Annotated in this window: 15 protein-coding genes; 12 read left to right on the forward strand and 3 right to left on the reverse strand. The window is 67.0% G+C overall.

The window, feature by feature from the left end:
• Positions 1 to 11 precede the first annotated feature (11 nt).
• The 11 genes from murC (at position 12) to recN (ending at position 12,103) form a co-directional block, all read left to right on the forward strand.
• Positions 12 to 1,409, forward strand: a complete 1,398-nt coding sequence (gene murC / locus GLR48_RS10615) for a UDP-N-acetylmuramate--L-alanine ligase (protein ID WP_442915837.1) — start codon at positions 12 to 14, stop codon at positions 1,407 to 1,409.
• Complete coding sequence (locus GLR48_RS10620; RefSeq protein ID WP_237061225.1) at positions 1,406 to 1,672, forward strand: DUF2484 family protein; 267 nt, start codon at positions 1,406 to 1,408, stop codon at positions 1,670 to 1,672. Before murC ends, GLR48_RS10620 begins: the two co-directional genes overlap by 4 nt.
• On the forward strand, positions 1,669 to 1,929 hold the full coding sequence (locus tag GLR48_RS10625) for a DUF2484 family protein (RefSeq protein WP_237061226.1): 261 nt from the start codon (positions 1,669 to 1,671) through the stop codon (positions 1,927 to 1,929). Before GLR48_RS10620 ends, GLR48_RS10625 begins: the two co-directional genes overlap by 4 nt.
• On the forward strand, positions 1,926 to 2,858 hold the full coding sequence (murB, locus tag GLR48_RS10630) for a UDP-N-acetylmuramate dehydrogenase (protein WP_237061227.1): 933 nt from the start codon (positions 1,926 to 1,928) through the stop codon (positions 2,856 to 2,858). The genes GLR48_RS10625 and murB overlap by 4 nt, the downstream gene beginning before the upstream one ends.
• Before the next feature lie 80 nt (positions 2,859 to 2,938).
• On the forward strand, positions 2,939 to 3,853 hold the full coding sequence (locus tag GLR48_RS10635) for a D-alanine--D-alanine ligase (protein WP_237061237.1): 915 nt from the start codon (positions 2,939 to 2,941) through the stop codon (positions 3,851 to 3,853).
• Entirely contained in the window at positions 3,841 to 4,731 is an 891-nt protein-coding gene (locus GLR48_RS10640; RefSeq protein WP_237061238.1) for a cell division protein FtsQ/DivIB, read from the forward strand. The genes GLR48_RS10635 and GLR48_RS10640 overlap by 13 nt, the downstream gene beginning before the upstream one ends.
• A complete protein-coding gene (gene ftsA / locus GLR48_RS10645; RefSeq protein ID WP_237061239.1) occupies positions 4,731 to 6,065 on the forward strand; it encodes a cell division protein FtsA in 1,335 nt (444 codons plus the stop codon). The genes GLR48_RS10640 and ftsA overlap by 1 nt, the downstream gene beginning before the upstream one ends.
• Positions 6,066 to 6,594: 529 nt before the next feature.
• Positions 6,595 to 8,304 (forward strand): cell division protein FtsZ, encoded by a 1,710-nt coding sequence (gene ftsZ, locus GLR48_RS10650; protein ID WP_237061240.1) that lies wholly within the window; start codon positions 6,595 to 6,597, stop codon positions 8,302 to 8,304.
• 204 nt (positions 8,305 to 8,508) lie between these two features.
• Positions 8,509 to 9,426, forward strand: a complete 918-nt coding sequence (lpxC, locus tag GLR48_RS10655; RefSeq protein WP_237061241.1) for a UDP-3-O-acyl-N-acetylglucosamine deacetylase — start codon at positions 8,509 to 8,511, stop codon at positions 9,424 to 9,426.
• A 135-nt stretch (positions 9,427 to 9,561) separates the two neighbouring features.
• Positions 9,562 to 10,413: an outer membrane protein assembly factor BamD gene (locus tag GLR48_RS10660; protein ID WP_237061243.1), complete on the forward strand. Its 852-nt coding sequence runs from the start codon at positions 9,562 to 9,564 to the stop codon at positions 10,411 to 10,413.
• A 34-nt stretch (positions 10,414 to 10,447) separates the two neighbouring features.
• A complete protein-coding gene (gene recN / locus GLR48_RS10665; protein WP_237061245.1) occupies positions 10,448 to 12,103 on the forward strand; it encodes a DNA repair protein RecN in 1,656 nt (551 codons plus the stop codon).
• Positions 12,104 to 12,250: 147 nt separating this feature from the next.
• Here the strand turns inward: recN and GLR48_RS10670 are convergent, their stop codons facing one another.
• Entirely contained in the window at positions 12,251 to 13,621 is a 1,371-nt protein-coding gene (locus GLR48_RS10670) for an FAD-binding oxidoreductase (RefSeq protein ID WP_237061246.1), read from the reverse strand.
• Positions 13,622 to 13,702: 81 nt separating this feature from the next.
• On the opposite strand from GLR48_RS10670, the gene GLR48_RS10675 reads away from it, so the two are divergent.
• Complete coding sequence (locus tag GLR48_RS10675; RefSeq protein ID WP_237064517.1) at positions 13,703 to 15,382, forward strand: chloride channel protein; 1,680 nt, start codon at positions 13,703 to 13,705, stop codon at positions 15,380 to 15,382.
• Between the two features lie 7 nt (positions 15,383 to 15,389).
• On the opposite strand, the gene GLR48_RS10680 is transcribed toward GLR48_RS10675, so the two are convergent.
• Positions 15,390 to 15,731 carry a DUF427 domain-containing protein gene (locus GLR48_RS10680; protein WP_237061249.1) on the reverse strand — a complete coding sequence of 114 codons (342 nt, stop codon included), beginning with the start codon at positions 15,729 to 15,731 and terminating at the stop codon, positions 15,390 to 15,392.
• 44 nt (positions 15,732 to 15,775) lie between these two features.
• Positions 15,776 to 17,551, reverse strand: coding sequence for an aminopeptidase P family protein (locus tag GLR48_RS10685; protein WP_237061250.1), 1,776 nt, complete (start codon positions 17,549 to 17,551; stop codon positions 15,776 to 15,778).
• Between the last annotated feature and the right edge of the window lie 49 nt (positions 17,552 to 17,600).

A 17,600-nucleotide genomic window follows, 5' to 3' on the forward strand; every position in this document is an offset into this window, starting at 1 on the left:
GGGATTTCAAGATGATGGCACCGACGAAACTGCCGCTGGACGTGGGCGCGATCCACTTCGTGGGGATCGGCGGGATCGGCATGTCCGGCATTGCCGAGGTGCTGATCAACCACGGCTATACGGTGCAGGGGTCGGATCTGAAGGCCACGCCGATCACCGAGCGGCTGGAAAGTCTTGGGGCGACGGTGTTCATCGGGCAGCGGGCCGAGAACCTGGAGGGGGCGGAGGTCATCGTGATCTCCTCCGCCATCAAGACCGGCAACCCGGAGCTGGATACGGCGCGGGCGCGCGGCCTGCCGGTCGTGCGGCGGGCCGAGATGCTGGCCGAATTGATGCGTCTGAAATCCAACGTGGCCATTGCGGGGACGCACGGCAAGACGACGACGACCACGATGGTCGCGGCCTTGCTGGACGAGGGCGGGCTTGATCCGACGGTCATCAACGGCGGGATCATCCATGCCTATGGGTCCAACGCGCGGATGGGGCAGGGCGAGTGGATGGTGGTGGAGGCCGACGAGAGCGACGGCACCTTCAACCGTCTGCCCGCGACCATCGCCGTCGTGACCAATATCGATCCCGAGCACATGGATCACTGGGGCACGATCGAGAACCTGCGGCAGGGGTTTTTGGATTTCGTGTCGAACATTCCGTTCTACGGGCTGGCGGTGTGCTGCACCGACAACCCGGAAGTGCAGGCGCTGGTGGGGCGGATCACGGACCGCCGCGTCGTGACCTTCGGTTTCAACGCTCAGGCGGATGTGCGGGCGGTCAATCTGACCTACGAGAAGGGTGTGGCGCATTTCGATGTGGCCCTGCAGGCCGAGGGCGACATGATCGAGGGCTGCACCCTGCCGATGCCGGGGGATCACAACGTCAGCAACGCGCTGAGTGCCGTGGCCGTCGCCCGGCATCTGGGGATGAAGAAGGACGAGATCCGCCGCGCGCTGAAGGCCTTTGGCGGGGTCAACCGCCGCTTTACCCGCGTGGGCGAAGTGGGTGGCGTGACGATCATCGACGATTACGGTCACCACCCGGTGGAGATCGCCGCCGTGCTGAAAGCCGCGCGTCAGGCGACGGAGGGCCGTGTCATCGCGGTGCATCAGCCGCACCGCTATTCACGGCTGAGCCATCACTTCGAGGAGTTCTGCGCCTGTTTCAACGACGCCGACGTCGTGGGCATCGCGGAGGTCTATGCCGCGGGCGAGCAGCCGATTGCAGGGGCGGACCGGGATTCGCTGGTCGCGGGGCTGATCCGGCACGGGCACCGGCATGCGCGGGCCGTGGCATCGGAAGACGATCTGGAGCGTCTGGTGCGCGAGCAGGCGGGGCCGGGCGACATGGTGGTCTGTCTGGGGGCCGGCACGATCAGCGCCTGGGCCTACGGGTTGCGCGACAGGCTGGACAAGTGATCTGGTCCGGGGTCATTGCCGCCCTTTGGGTGCTGGCCGCGACTGTCACGGCGTTCCTGCCGTTGCGGCGGCAGTTCGTGCCGGGCGTGGCGCTGCTGGTCGCTGCACCGGTGCTGATCGTGTGGCTGGGTGTCGATTTCGGCTGGCCGGTCGCGGTGGTCGGGCTGCTGGCCTTTGCGTCGATGTTTCGTAATCCGCTGCGCTATTTGATCGCGCGGGCGCGGGGGCAGAACCCGGCGCTGCCGCCGGAGATCTACGAATGAGCGCGCCGCTGCTGCTGGCGCTGGTCTGGCTGGTCGCGGTGAACGTGGGCGGCCTGCTGCCCACCAAGGATTACCACTGGCGGTTTGCCTACGTGATGATCGCGCTGGGCATTCCGCTGCTGGGCTGGGTGACCTGGACGCAGGGGCCGATCGTGGGTCTGCTGTTTCTGGCGGCGGGGGCGAGCGTTCTGCGCTGGCCGCTGATCTATCTGATGCGGTGGTTGCGCGGGGCGAAGCGGTCGGAGCCTGTGGAATGATCCTGCCCTCCGTCCGCGGGACGCTGACCATGGACCGGCCACTGGCCGATCTGACGTGGCTGCGCGTCGGCGGTCCGGCGGACGTGTTGTTCCAGCCTGCGGATGTGGATGATCTGCGGGATTTTCTGACAGCGCTCGATCCGAGCGTGCCTGTGTTCCCGATGGGGGTCGGTAGCAACCTGATCGTGCGGGATGGCGGTGTGCGCGGCGTGGTGATCCGGCTGGGGCGCGGGTTCAACGGGATCGCCGTCGACGGGACGACGGTCACCGCGGGTGCGGCGGCACTGGATGCCCATGTGGCGCGCCGCGCGGCAGAGGCGGGGGTGGACCTGACGTTCCTGCGCACCATTCCCGGCAGCATCGGCGGGGCGGTGCGGATGAATGCGGGCTGTTACGGCGCCTATGTCGCGGACGTCTTTCAGGCGGCGCAGGCGGTGCTGCGCGATGGATCGCCGGTGACGCTTGCGGGCGATGATCTGGCCTTTGCCTACCGGTCGTCATCGCTGCCGGAGGGGACCGTGCTGATCGGTGCCACGCTGACCGGGCCCGCGGGCGATCCGGAGGCGCTGGCGCAGCGGATGGCGGATCAGCTGGCCAAGCGTGACCAGACGCAGCCGACGAAGGATCGCACGGCGGGCAGCACGTTCCGCAATCCTGTGGGCCATTCCAGCACCGGACGGGCTGACGACAGCCATGATCTGAAGGCGTGGAAGGTGATCGAGGATGCGGGGATGCGGGGCGCAACCTTGGGTGGTGCGGTGATGAACCCGATGCACGCCAATTTTTTGACCAATGCGGGCGGCGCCAGTGCCGCCGATCTGGAAGATTTGGGCGAGCGCGTGCGGAAAGTGGTTTACGATTCGCAAGCGATCACGCTAGAGTGGGAAATTATGCGGGTGGGCGAACGCATCCCCCGCGATGATGCATAAAAGCCCCACCAAGGGGTCCCCCGGACAGGGGGCTTATAATGACAGACGGGTCGCAAAGACCCGCGAAGAGGCGGTCGGGTATGTCGAGCAGGACAAGCCCCAAGGTTGCAGTGTTGATGGGCGGTCCGTCCGCAGAGCGTGAAGTCTCACTCTCGACGGGTCACGAATGTGCACAGGCCTTGCGGGACGAGGGATACGATGTGGTGGAGCTGGACGCGGGTGCTGACCTTGCGGCGCGGCTGGCCGATATCGCACCCGACGTCGTCTTTAACGCATTGCACGGCCGCTGGGGCGAGGACGGTTGCGTTCAGGGCCTGCTGGAGTGGATGCGCATTCCCTACACCCATTCGGGCGTGCTCGCCTCGGCCCTCGCACTGGACAAGCAGCGGACCAAGGCAGCGTACCGCGCGGCGGGGCTGCCGGTGGTCGAAAGCGTGATCGCCAGCGCAGACGACGTGCGGTCGCGCCATGTGATGCCGCCGCCTTACGTGGTGAAGCCGAACAATGAAGGGTCCAGCGTCGGCATCTATCTGGTGCACGACGGCGCCAACGGCCCGCCGCAGCTGTCCGCCGAGATGCCGGACAGCGTGATGGTGGAAACCTATGCGCCGGGGCGCGAGATGACGGTGACGGTGATGGGCGATCGCGCCTTGACGGTTACGGATATCCTGACCGACGGCTGGTATGACTACGACGCGAAATACAAGCCCGGCGGGTCGCGGCACGTGGTGCCGGCAGAGATTCCTGCGGACATTTTCGAGGCCTGCATGGACTACGCCGTGCGCGCGCATGACGCGCTGGGATGTCGTGGGATCAGCCGCACCGACTTTCGCTGGGACGAAGCGCGCGGGATGGACGGTCTGATCCTGCTGGAGACGAATACCCAGCCGGGCATGACGCCGACATCGCTCTCGCCGGAACAGGCGGCGCATGCGGGATTGAGCTTCGGCGCGCTGTGTCGCTGGCTGGTGGAGGATGCCTCATGCGGACGATGACAGCACCGGCACGCCCGCGCACCCGTCCGGTGCGCGATCCGGCCCCCAGCAAATGGGGCTATCGCTGGCAGCGCTGGATGCTGACGCCGGGCGTGCGGACGGGTCTGCGCGTCGGTGTGCCGCTGCTGGTGGTGGGTCTGATGGTTACGGCCTGGGCCGCGAATGACACGAACCGCGCGATGATCGTGGCGCAGTACACGCAGGCCAAGGCCGCGATCCAGCACCGCCCCGCCTTCATGGTGACGGGTCTGGCGATCACCGGCGCTGACGAGGAACTGGCCGATGTCGTGACCGAACTGGTGTCGGTGGTCTTTCCCGTTTCGTCCTTCGATCTGGATCTGGAGGCGATGCGCAAAAAGGTGGCCGAGATGCCGGCGGTCAAGGATGTCTTTGTCCGCGTCGGCGACGGTGGTGCGCTGGAGATCGGGATCACGCCGCGCCAGCCCGTCGCCCTGTGGCGCACCGCGGCGGGTCTGCGGTTGATCGATGCGGACGGCGTCTTTGCCGGTGATGTGGCACAGCGGGCGGAGCGCCGCGACCTGCCGCTGATCGCGGGGGATGGGGCAGAGGATGACCTGACCGAAGCGCTGGCCCTGTTCCGTACGGCGGCCCCGGTGGCCGAACGCGTGCGCGGTCTGGTGCGGATCGGCGAGCGGCGCTGGGACATGGTGCTGGACCGGGGCCAGCGGATCATGCTGCCGACGGAAAAACCGACGGTGGCCTTGGACCGGGTGATGCAGATGGAAGCGACGCAGGATCTGCTGGCGCGCGATGTCTCGGTCGTGGACATGCGCAATCCGGGCCGGCCGACGGTGAGACTACAACATGATGCAGTTGCGGCGACACGCAACGCAGGGGCGACAGGGGCGAACAACTGATGCGGGACCTTTACGAAACACAACGTGCGATGCGCAACGTGCGCAAGGCGGCGATGCAGCGTGGCGTGATCGCGATCCTGGACGTGGGCACGTCCAAGATCGCCTGCCTGGTGCTGCGTTTCGACGGACCGGGCCGGATGCCGCAGATGGACGGGATCGGCGCGCTGGCGGGGCAGTCGCAGTTCCGCGTGATCGGCGCCGCCACCACCCGGTCGCGCGGCGTCCGCTTTGGCGAGATCGACGCGATGCAGGAGACCGAGCGCGCGATCCGCACCGCCGTACAGGCCGCGCAGAAGATGGCAGAGGTCCGCGTCGATCATGTCATCGCCTGTTTCAGCGGGGCCAACCCGCGGTCCTATGGCCTTGACGGGGCTGTCGATGTCGCCGACGGCATGGTCAGCGAGGCCGATATCGGCCGGGTGCTGGCGTCCTGCGAGACACCGGATTTCGGCCACGACCGCGACGTGCTGCACGCGCATCCGGTGAACTTTGCCCTCGATCACCGCAGCGGCATGGCCGATCCGCGGGGGCAGGTGGGCAACCGTCTGGCGACCGACCTGCATCTGCTGACCGTCGATGCCACCGCGATCCGCAACATCTTTTTCTGCATCAAGCGCTGCGATCTGGAACTGGCGGGTCTGGCGTCCTCTGCCTACACCGCAGGCTTTTCCACGCTGGTCGAGGACGAACAGGAGCTGGGTGCCGCCTGCATCGACATGGGCGGCGGGTCCACCGGCATCTCTGTCTTCATGAAGAAGCACATGATCTATTCCGACGCGGTGCGGATGGGTGGCGATCACGTGACCGGCGATATCAGCATGGGCCTTCAGGTGCCTATGCAGGTGGCAGAGCGGATCAAGACCTTTTACGGCGGCGTCGTGGCGACCGGCATGGACGACCGCGAGAAGATCGAGATCGGCGGCGATACCGGCGACTGGGAGCGTGACCGGCGGACCGTCAGCCGTGCCGAGCTGATCGGCATCATGCGTCCGCGGATCGAGGAAATTCTGGAAGAGGTCCGCGCCCGGCTGGACGCCGCAGGGTTCGAACATTTGCCCAGCCAGCAGATCGTGCTGACGGGCGGCGGCAGCCAGATCCCCGGCCTTGACGGGTTGGCGGCCAAGATCCTGGGTCAGCAGGTGCGTCTGGGCCGTCCGATGCGCGTGCAGGGTCTGCCGCAGGCGGCAACCGGGCCTGCGTTTTCCGGTGCCGTGGGCTGCGCGCTGTTTGCCGCGCACCCGCAGGACGAATGGTGGGATTTCGACATCCCCGCCGAGACTTATCCGGCGCGTTCGCTGAAACGGGCCGTCAAGTGGTTCAAGGACAACTGGTAGGGCGCATCCGCGGCCAGAGCATGGCCGAGGTCTGGCAATGTGGTGGTGTCGTCGGCGCGGCCGGACGTGACGTTCGGTCCGCCGGATGCGGGTCTGGTCGCCGCACAGCTGACTGCTCGCGCATGCGTGACATGAAAAAGGGCCTTTCGGGGCCCTTTTGTCGTTCGGGACACGCTTTTTCGCATGACGCGATGATTCGGGCCTGTTACAATTACCGGAATGACCCGACAGAGGTCGAAGGACAGCGATAGGCGGGGCGGCCGGGCAGGCATCCCAATCCGACACAGAGCGCGGCTGCAGGGTCAGCCGGAATACGCCGACTTCGGCGTCTTGCCTTGGCGAGTTTCTTCGCTGGGCCGCTACATCTAGTTCAGTCGGCGAAATATCTCTGATCTGACTGCAGAGCCTACCATATTTTGTTGCTTTTGTGACAATATCGGGTGACGAAACACCAATGACGCGTTAATATCAGCCCAAATACCGATTTGCCCGGTGGGACGGGCCCCTCATACAGACAGGCGGACTGAGCATGACATTGAACCTCTCCCTTCCCGGACACGACGACCTGAAGCCGCGCATCACCGTGTTCGGTGTGGGCGGGGCTGGCGGCAACGCGGTCAACAACATGATCGAGAAGGAACTGGACGGGGTCGAGTTCTGTGTCGCGAACACCGACGCGCAGGCGCTGCAGCAGTCCAAGTCCACCGCCAAGATCCAGATGGGCGTGAAGGTGACCGAGGGTCTGGGTGCCGGTGCGCGCGCGACCGTGGGTGCCGCCGCCGCCGAGGAGAGCATCGAGCAGATCGTCGATCAGCTGGCCGGCGCGCACATGTGCTTTATCACCGCAGGCATGGGTGGCGGCACCGGCACCGGTGCTGCCCCGATCATCGCGCAGGCCGCACGCGAGCTGGGCGTGCTGACCGTCGGCGTCGTGACCAAGCCCTTCCAGTTCGAAGGTAACAAGCGGATGCGTCAGGCCGAGGAGGGCGTCGAGGCCCTGCAGAAGGTCGTCGATACGCTGATCATCATTCCGAACCAGAACCTGTTCCGTCTGGCGACCGAAAACACCACCTTTACCGAAGCCTTCGCGCTGGCCGACGACGTGCTGTATCAGGGCGTCAAGGGCGTGACCGACCTGATGGTCCGTCCGGGCCTGATCAACCTCGACTTTGCCGACGTTCGCGCCGTGATGGACGAGATGGGCAAGGCCATGATGGGCACCGGCGAGGCCGAGGGCGAGGACCGCGCCAAGCAGGCGGCGCAGAAGGCCATTGCCAACCCGCTGCTGGACGAGATCAGCCTGAAGGGGGCCAAGGGCGTTCTGATCAACATCACAGGCGGTTACGACCTGACCCTGTTCGAACTGGACGAGGCCGCGAACGAGATCCGCGAGATGGTCGACCCGGATGCGAACATCATCGTGGGCTCGACCCTGGATACCAGCATGGAAGGCAAGATGCGCGTCAGCGTCGTGGCCACCGGTATCGATGCGCTGGCCAAGACCGGCGATGTGCCCGTCCCGCGCCGGTCGATGTCGATGACCCAGCCGATCCGCAACCCCGAGCCCGCACAGCGCCGCGAGGAACCTGCCGCAGCCCGTGCGCCGCAGCCCGAGTACCGCGAAGCACCGCGCCAGCAGCCCACCGCCCGTGAAGAGCGTCAGCCCGCACCGCGTCAGGACGAGCGTCAGCAGCCTGCCGCACGCCAGCCCGCTCCGCGTCAGGAAGAGCGTCAGTCCGCCCCGCGCCACGAGGAGCGGTCCCTGTTCGAGAGCATGGAAGATGACCGTCGCCAGCAGCCGCAGGACGACTACGCCGACATGCAGGACACCGGATACGAAGACGACGACGCGCTGCCGCCGCCCGCCTACCGTCCCCGTCCCGAGCCGGAAATCGAAGCGTCTGAAAGCTTTGTCGCACCCCGCGCGCCGGCACCCGGCACCCCGACGCCAGAGGCGATGGCCCGTCTGCAGGCGGCTGTCGGCCGTCAACCGCGGACCGGTGGTGTGCCGCGCGTGACCGAACAGGCGCCCCGTGCTGCCGAGGGTGAAAAGCCCCGCTTCGGCATCAACTCTTTGATCAACCGCATGACCGGTCAGGGCGAGGCACCGGCGCAGCCGGCACCGCGCCAGCAACCGCAGGTCAGCGCCCTGCGCGACCAGCCGCGTGCCGACCCGCAGGCCGATGCCGATCAGGAGCGGATCGAGATTCCCGCCTTCCTGCGTCGCCAGGCCAACTGATCGCGCCCTACGGCGTAACAAAAACGCGACAAGGCCGCCCCCATGGGGCGGCCTTTTTCGTTTGTGAAACATGGACTTGCCGCAGCTGCGAAGGGATGTTTCAGATCGTTGCAATGTGTGAATTGCGGGCGCGCCGCCCTGCCTCTATCTGATGCGTTAACAAAGCAAGACTGAAACAAGATCAAGATCGAGGCGTTGAAGCCCATGCAAACGACACTGCGTTCCATTCTGACCTTCGACGGCCGCGGCCTGCATTCCGGTGCGCCCGCCCGGCTGACGCTGCGTCCGGCGGCCGCCAACACCGGCATCGTCTTCGTCCGCACGGACGCGGCGGGGCAGGGCGCGCGGATTGCGGCGCTGTGGCACAATGTCGAAGTCTCGCCGCTGAACACGCGGCTGACGCAGGGTGATGTCAGTATTTCGACCATCGAACATCTGATGGCGGCGCTGTCGGGCTGTGGCGTCCATAACGTGATTGTCGACATCGACGGCCCCGAAGTGCCGATCATGGACGGCAGTGCCGCGGCCTTTGTCCGTGGCATCGTGTCCACCGGCCTGACCCAGATGGCAGCCCCCCTGCGCGCGATCGAGATCTTGGACGAGGTCCATGTCGATCACAACGGCGCGTGGGCCAGCCTGCGCCCCGCGACCAGCCTGCAGATCGATTTCGAGATCGACTTTCCCGATGCCGCCATCGGCCACCAGCACAAGACGCTGAACATGGCGAACGGCAGCTTCGTGCGTAACCTCAGCGACAGCCGGACCTTCTGCCGCAACGTGGACGTGGACGACATGCGCAGTCATGGGCTGGCGCTAGGCGGGACGATGGAAAACGCGGTGGTCGTCGATGGTGCGCGGGTGCTGACGCCGGGCGGGTTGCGTCACGCGGACGAACCCGTGCGGCACAAGATGCTGGACGCGCTGGGCGACCTTTACACCGCCGGGCTGCCGATTCTGGGCCGCTACACCGGTTACAAGGCTGGTCACAACCTGACCAACGCCTTGCTGCGTGCGCTGTTCGCGCACCCGGACGCATGGCGCCCCGTGACCTGCGACGCGCAGATTGCCGCGCGCCTGCCGGGCGTCGGTGTGTCGGTCGCAGACCTGCACGCCGTCGCCTGACACCGGACGGTCGCGATTGACGCACAACTGATGCAACCCGGTCAAAAGGCATTTTGCCCCCGTTTGTTTTCTGCTAGACCGACGAACAACCGGGGATGCCACATCCCCAACAGGCAGAATTTGCGGGGACTTTCCATGTCAGGCAGCTTGATCGGCACGGGTGCGCGGGCACGGTTTGGTGTTGTCCTCGCCCTTGCGCTGCTGGCCGGGTGCGGCAGCACGATCAGCAAGACGCCGGGCGCGCTGGACGCCTACAGCGCTGAAGAGATCTATAAAAAGGGCGAGATCGAGGTCGAGACCGGCGATCCCGCCGATGCTGCCTACTACTTTGGCGAGATCGAGCGGCTGTATCCCTATTCCGAATGGGCGCAGCGGGCGCTGATCATGCAGGCCTACAGCTATCACAAGGACCGAGATTATCCCAACAGCCGGGCTGCGGCACAGCGTTACCTCGACTTCTATCCGGCCGAAAGCGATGCGGCTTATGCCCAGTACCTGCTGGCGCTGTCCTATTACGACCAGATCGACGACGTGGGCCGGGATCAGGGTCTGACCTTTCAGGCGCTGCAGGCGCTGCGCGCGGTGATCGAGCAATATCCCGACAGCGAATACGCCAGCGCGTCGATCCTGAAGTTCGATCTGGCCTTCGATCACCTTGCCGGCAAGGAGATGGAGGTCGGGCGCTACTACCTCAAGCGCAAGAACTATGCCTCTGCGGTGAACCGGTTCCGGGTCGTCGTCGAACAGTTCCAGACCACCCAGCAGACGCCCGAGGCGCTGCACCGTCTGGTCGAGGCCTACCTGTCGCTGGGCCTGACGGACGAGGCGCAGACCGCCGGTGCGATCCTTGGCGCGAACTTCCCGTCGACCGTCTGGTATCAGGACAGTTATGCGCTGCTGACCGGGCAGGGCCTGACGATGGAAGCGCGCGGCGACAGCTGGCTGACGTCGATCTACCGTCAGGTCGTGCGCGGCGAATGGTTGTAATCACAGGCGGGACACGCCCCCGGCGGATGACCTGATGCTGCGCGCTCTCGAGATTCATGACATGCTGATCATCGACCGGCTGGCGCTTGCGTTCCAGCCGGGGCTGAACGTGCTGACCGGAGAGACCGGGGCGGGCAAGTCGATCCTGCTGGACTCGCTCGGGTTCGTTCTGGGCTGGCGGGGCCGGGCCGAACTGGTGCGGCAGGGCGCCGATCAGGGCGAGGTGACGGCAGAGTTCGACCTGCCCGCAGACCACGCCGCCCGCGCGGTGCTGGAGGAAGCGGGGCTGCCGGTGGGCGACACGCTGCTGCTGCGCCGGGTCAACACGCGCGAGGGGCGCAAGACGGCCTGGGTCAACGACCGCCGCGTCAGCGGAGAGATCCTGCGCGCCCTGTCGGACACGCTGGTCGAACTGCACGGCCAGCACGACGATCGCGGCCTGCTGAACCCGCGCGGCCACCGCGACATGCTGGACACCTACGCCGGTCTCGGTCCGCAGATCGACGCGGTGCGTAGCCTCTGGACAGCACTCGGTCGCGCCCGCAAGGCGCTTTACGCGGCCGAAGCGCGGGTGGCCGAGGTGCGGCAGGAAGAGGACTATCTGCGCCACGCGACCGCTGAACTCGACGCGCTGGACCCGCAGGCGGGGGAAGAGGCTGCGCTGGACTCCGCCCGCCGGACCATGCAGGCGGCAGAGCGGATCCGCTCTGACGTGGCTCGCGCCGGAGAGGCGCTGGGCGTGCAGGGGGCAGAGGGGCAGCTGTCCGATGCGACCCGCTGGCTGGGCGGCGCCGCCGACCGGGCCGAAGGACGCCTTGACGCGCCGCTGGCCGCGATCGAGCGGGCGCTGCTGGAACTCGACGCTGCCCAGCGCGGGGTCGAGGATGCGCTGGACGCGCTGACCTTCAACCCGCTGGAACTGGAACAGACCGAGGAGCGCCTGTTCGCCCTGCGCGGTCTGGCGCGCAAGCACAACGTGGCCGCCGACGAGCTTGGGCCCTTCGCGGACGACCTGCGCGCGCGGCTTGCCCTGCTCGATAATTCCGAAAAGGGTCTGGCGGACCTGCAACGCGCCGAAGCCGCCGCATTGACCGCCTTCGAGGCCGCAGCGGACGCCCTGTCAGCCGCCCGCAGCGCCGCTGCCACCCGCCTCGATGCGGCGATGGCAGCGGAACTCGCGCCGCTGAAAATGGAACGCGCGGTCTTTGCCACCGAGGTGACCGCCGGCCCCGCCGGGCCGGAGGGGCGCGACGACGTGTCCTTTACCGTCGCGACCAACCCGGGCGCACCGCCCGGGCCGCTGAACAAGATCGCCTCTGGCGGCGAGCTGTCGCGCTTTTTGCTGGCGCTGAAGGTCTGCCTGTCACAGGCGGGTGCCGGCGGCATCACGATGATCTTCGACGAGATCGACCGGGGCGTGGGCGGCGCGACCGCCGATGCGGTGGGCCGCAGGCTCGCGGCCCTGGCGCAAGGCGGTCAGGTGCTTGTCGTCACCCATTCGCCACAGGTCGCGGCCTTGGGCGGCCACCATTGGCGCGTGGAAAAGCGACAGACGGCAGACGACACGACCTCCACCGTGGTCCCGCTCGATCCTGCCGCCCGCATCGACGAGATCGCGCGGATGCTGTCCGGCGACCAGATCACCGACGCCGCTCGCGCCGCCGCCCGTGCCCTGATGCCGGCGCCCTGAGGCCCGACACCTTTCCCATTCATCTGCGCCGGAAAGATCCGGCCGCCTGCCCGATTCCGGTCCTCGCTTTTTTCCAAATACTCCCGCCGGAGGCCTGGCGAAGCCAGATTTCTCCCGGGCCACAGAGCGCTGGCCCAGCCGCCTCTGTCAGCCCCGCACGACCTTGCCCGGGTTCATGATCCCGTCGGGGTCCAGCGCCGCCTTGATCTGCCGCATCACGTCCCAGCCCGGACCGTGTTCATCGGCCATGTAGCCCAGTTTGCCCATGCCGACGCCGTGCTCTCCCGTGCAGGTGCCGCCAAAGGCCAGGGCGCGCAGGGCCATGCGGTGCGACAGATCCTCGGCCGCGGTGCGGTCTGCGGCACTGTCGGGGTCGATCAGCAGGATCGCGTGGAAATTGCCGTCGCCGACGTGGCCAAGGATTGGCCCGGTGATCGGGCTGGCGGCGATGTCGGCCTGCGTCTCCGCGACCGCCTGTGCCAGGCGCGACAGGGGCACGCAGACGTCCGTTACGATGGCGCGGTGGCCCGGCTTGCTGGCGAGGATCGCGTAATAGGCATCGTGGCGCATCTTCCACAACCGGTTGCGGTCCTCGGTGCGGGTCGCGCGGTCGAACCCGGTGCCGCCGTGGCTTGCCGCGATCTCGCCGAAGGTCGCAGCATCTTCGGCGACACCGGCGTCAGAGCCGTGAAATTCAAGCAGAAGATGCGGTTGCAGGCTGAAGCTCATGCCGGAATGGGCGTTCACCGCGGCGACGGAGGCGGTGTCGAGCAGTTCGATCCGCGCCATGGCGACGCCCATCTGGATCGTCTCGGTCACGGCGGCGACGGCGTCATCGACCGTGGGAAAGGCGCAGACGGCGGCCGCGGTGGCCTGCGGCTGACCGCGCAGGCGCAGGGTCAGTTCTGTGATGATCCCGAGCGTGCCCTCGGCCCCGACGAAGAGCCCCGTCAGGTCATACCCGGCGCTTGACTTGCGCGCGCGCGATCCGGTGCGGATGATCCGCCCGTCGGGCAGCACGACCTGCAGCGCCATGACGTTGTCGCGCATCGTGCCGTAGCGCACCGCCGTCGTGCCCGACGCGCGGGTCGCGGCCATGCCGCCAAGCGATGCATCGGCCCCCGGATCGACGGGAAAGAACAGGCCTGTGTCGCGCAACGCCGTATTCAGCGCGACCCGCGTCAGCCCCGGCTGCACGACGCAGTCCATGTCGGCGGCGTTCACCGCTAGCAGCCGGTTCATGCGCGACAGGTCCAGCACCACGCCGCCATGGATGGCCAGCGCGTGCCCCTCCAGCGACGTCCCGGTGCCCCATGCGGTGATCGGGCAGGCGTGGGCGGCGCAGGTGCGCACGATTGCTGCGACCTGTGCGGTGTCCACAGGATAGACCACCGCATCGGGCGGGCAGTCGGCAAAGTGGCTTTCGGACCGGCCATGCAGGTCCAGATCGGACTTGGACCGTGTCAGCCCATCCCCTAGAAGGGTGGCGAGGGCGGCGATGGCGGTCTGAATGGTCATGGCGCGGTCCTGTGCTGGTGTCTGTCGCAGCCTAACGCCAGCGGACCCGTCAGGACCAGAGAGGGAGAGCACATGAAAGCGATGCAGCCGCGCTGGATCGGCCCGACCCTGACCCGCAGCCGCAACGACCTGCGGCGCGGCTGGCTGGTGTTGAAGCTGCGCGGCCCGTCACAGGTCCAGTTCTGGTTCATCGCACTCGTCCTCGGCATCGCGTCCGGGGCGGCGGCGGTGGCGTTCAAGCTGGGCATCGACCTGATCCAGCGCACGGTCTACGGTAGCGACGACCCCACCCACCTGCACAGCTTCGTGGCCGGTCTGCACTGGTACCAGATCCTGATCATCCCCATCGTCGGCGGGCTGATCGTGGGGCTGGTCCTGAACCGCTTTACCGAGGACGGGCGCGTGCGGTCCGTCGCCGACGTGATTGAGGGGGCCGCGCTTTATGAAGGCAGGGTCGAGGTCCGCAGAGGCCTCGCATCCGCCTTTGCCAGCCTGCTGACCCTGTCCACGGGCGGGTCGAGCGGGCGGGAGGGGCCGGTCGTGCACCTGGCCAGCGTCATTTCCACCGCGATCTGCCGGCTGATCCGCGCCGACGGCATCACCGGGCGCGACCTGCTGGGGTGCGCCGTGGCCGCCGCCGTGTCCGCCAGCTTTAACGCGCCGATCGCGGGTGCGCTTTTCGCGCTGGAGGTCGTGCTGCGGCACTTTGCCGTGCATGCCTTTGCCCCCATCGTGATTGCGAGTGTCGCTGGCACGGTCGTGAACCGGTTGTGGTTCGGCGATATCACTGAATTCATCCTGCCGCGCGACACGGTGCTGGGCTTCTATGTCGAGCTGCCGGCGTTTCTGATTCTGGGGTTGGTCTGCGGGCTGGTCGCCGTCGTGCTGATGCGCGCGATCTTCTGGGCGGACAATCTGGGCAGCCGCATCCAGTTCGGGCTAAAGATCCCCGCCAGCCTGCGCCCCGCGGGGGCGGGCGTACTGCTGGGTGGCATTGCGATCTACTTTCCCCATATCATCGGTGTCGGCTACGAGACGACGAGTGCCGCCCTGACCGGCAACCTGATCCTGTCACAGGCGCTGATCTTCGTCGTGCTGAAGGTCGTGGCCGTCGCGATCACCATGGGCGGGCGCATGGGCGGCGGCGTCTTTTCGCCCTCGCTGATGATCGGCGCGATGACCGGCCTTGCCTACGGCATCATCGCGACGGGCCTGTTTCCGACGGTGTCTGGCAGCGGCACGCTTTATGCTTTGGCCGGGATGGGGGCGGTGGCTGCGGCGGTGTTGGGTGCGCCGATTTCCACGACGCTGATCGTGTTCGAACTGACGGGCGACTGGCAGACGGGACTGGCCGTCATGGTCGCCGTGTCGATGTCGACGGCGCTGGCATCACGGCTGGTGGACCGGTCGTTCTTCCTGACGCAACTGGAACGCCGTGGCGTGCATCTGGCGGCGGGGCCGCAGGCCTATCTGCTGGGAACGTTCCGCGTGGGATCCGTCATGCGGGCGACGTCCGACCCGCGTGCCGCGGCGGACAAGGCCTGCTGGGAGATGATCGAAGGCGGCACCTATATCGACGCGAACGCCACGCTGGAACAGGCGATGCCGATTTTCGACAAGGGCGCGCAGCCCTTCATTCCGGTGGTCACCATCGGTGAAAAGGGCAGCGCGCCCGTCCTGCAGGGCGCGCTGTTTCAGGTCGATGCCCTAAGGGCCATGAATCGCGCGCTGGCCGCGCGCGCCGCCGAGGAACATTCCTGAGGCGGTGTCAGACCTGCTCGACCGCCACGCGGTCGGTGTAAAAGGCCAAGTGTCCCGCGATCTGGGCCACGTCGGCCTTCGGGTCCTCGTAGGACCAGACGGCATCGGTGAGCGTGCCGCTTTTCGTGACGATGGAATAATAGCTGGCGCGGCCCTTGTGGGGGCAGGTGCTGGTGCGGTCGCTGGGGTCCAGGAACGTCATCGCGATGTCATTGCGCGGGAAATAGATGACCGGATCGTGTCCACCCTCGATCAGTTCCAGCGCATGCGTGGTCTCGCCAATGACGGCGCCGCCGGCGCGGACGACCCAGGTGCCCGTTGCGGGTCGAATGGTGATGTGATCGGCCATGGGCAGATATTCCTTCGTTCATTCAGGGGATTGAAAGGCGCCGCTTACAGCGGCGCGCAGGCCTGTTGCAGCCAGTCACGCGCTGCCCCCTCCAGCAGCGGCGCGATCTGCTGCAGTGTATCCGCGTGATAGGCGTCGATCCAGTCCCTTTCGGCCTTGGACAACAGGCCGGTGTCAATCAGGCGGCGGTCCAGCGGCACATGGGTCAGCGTGTCAAAGGCCAGCATGTCGCGCCCGTCTGGGCCATCCGGTGCCTGCACGGTGACGATCAGGTTTTCGATCCGGATGCCGTAGGCGCCTTCGCGGTAATAGCCCGGTTCGTTCGACAGGATCATGCCCGGTTCCAGCGGCGTGGTGGACCGCCGCGACAGGCCCTGCGGGCCTTCGTGGACAGAGAGATAACTGCCGACGCCGTGGCCGGTGCCGTGGTCGTAATCCAGACCCGCCACCCAGAGCGGGAAGCGCGCCAGCGCATCCAGATGCTGGCCCGCGACGCCGCGCGGGAATTGCGCGCGGCTGATCGCGATCATGCCCTGCAGGACGCGGGTATAGCGGTCGCGATGCTCTGCCGAGGGGTCGCCCACGATGACCGTGCGCGTGATATCGGTGGTGCCGTCGACATATTGCCCGCCGCTGTCGATAAGCAGCAATTCGTCGCGCCTGACGGGGCGGTCGGTGTCGCGGGTGACGCGGTAATGCACGATCGCACCGTGTTCGCCCGCGCCGCAGATGGTCTCGAAGCTGATGTCGCGCAGGGCGTTGGTCTCGCGCCGGAACCCTTCCAGCGCGGTCACGACGTCGATTTCCGTCAGGCCGCCCTTCGGGGCTTCGGCGTCCAGCCAGGCGAGGAAGCGCACCATCGCCGCCCCGTCGCGCAGGTGGGCGGCGCGGGCGCCCGCGATCTCCACCTCGGTCTTGCGGGCCTTGGGCAGGATGCAGGGATCGGGGGTCTCGATGACCGCGGCGCTGATCAGGTCACGCACCGCCTGCGGGCAGGATTTGGGATCGATCCGCACCGGGCCGGGCAGGGCGGCCACCGCCGCGGCAAAGGCGTCCGGGTCATGCAGCGTCACCGTGGGGTCCAGATGATCGGCCAGATCCGCCAGCTTGGCGGCGGGTGCGAACAGGTCGACTCGGCCGTCATGGTGCAGGATGGCAAAGGCCTGCGGCACCGGGTTGCGCGCGATGTCCGCGCCACGGATGTTCAAGAGCCAGGCGATGCTGTCGGGCAGGGTGATGACCCAGGCCCCGGTATCCACGCCCGTCGTCAGACGCGCGCGCTTGTCGGCAGAGGCCTCTCCGGTCAGGTCCAGCGGCTGCGCAAAGAATGGTGCCACAGGCCGGCCCGGCCGGTCGGTCCAGATCCGGTCGATCAGGTTATCCGTCGGGCGCAGGGCTATGCCAGCCGCCGTCATCTTGTCCGTCAGGCCGGCGATCTCGTCGACCGTGTGCAGCCATGGATCAAAGGCGAGGGTCGCGCCCTCGGCCAGATGCTCTGACAGCCAGTCCGCCAGCGTGGTGTCTGGCCAATGCACCGGCGTAAACACATCCGCCACCTGACTGCGTACCTGCACGCGGTAGCGCCCGTCGATGAAGACGCCCGCCCTGTCGGCCAGCACGGCGGCAAATCCCGCCGATCCCGTGAACCCGGTCAGCCAGGCCAGCCGCTCGTCACAGGGGGCCACGTATTCGCCCTGATGCCGGTCCGCACGCGGCACAAGAAACCCGTCCACCCCTTCGGCCCGCATCACGTCGCGCAGCGCCGCCAGCCGGTCCGGCCCTTGGCCCGGGTTGCTCGTCGCATCAAAGCTCTGAAACATGCGGCTCCTGTCCTCGCTTTTTTCAAAATACGCCCGCCTCGGTGATTTG

It is taken from the genome of Loktanella sp. M215, assembly GCF_021735925.1.
In the GTDB taxonomy this organism is placed as follows: domain Bacteria; phylum Pseudomonadota; class Alphaproteobacteria; order Rhodobacterales; family Rhodobacteraceae; genus Loktanella.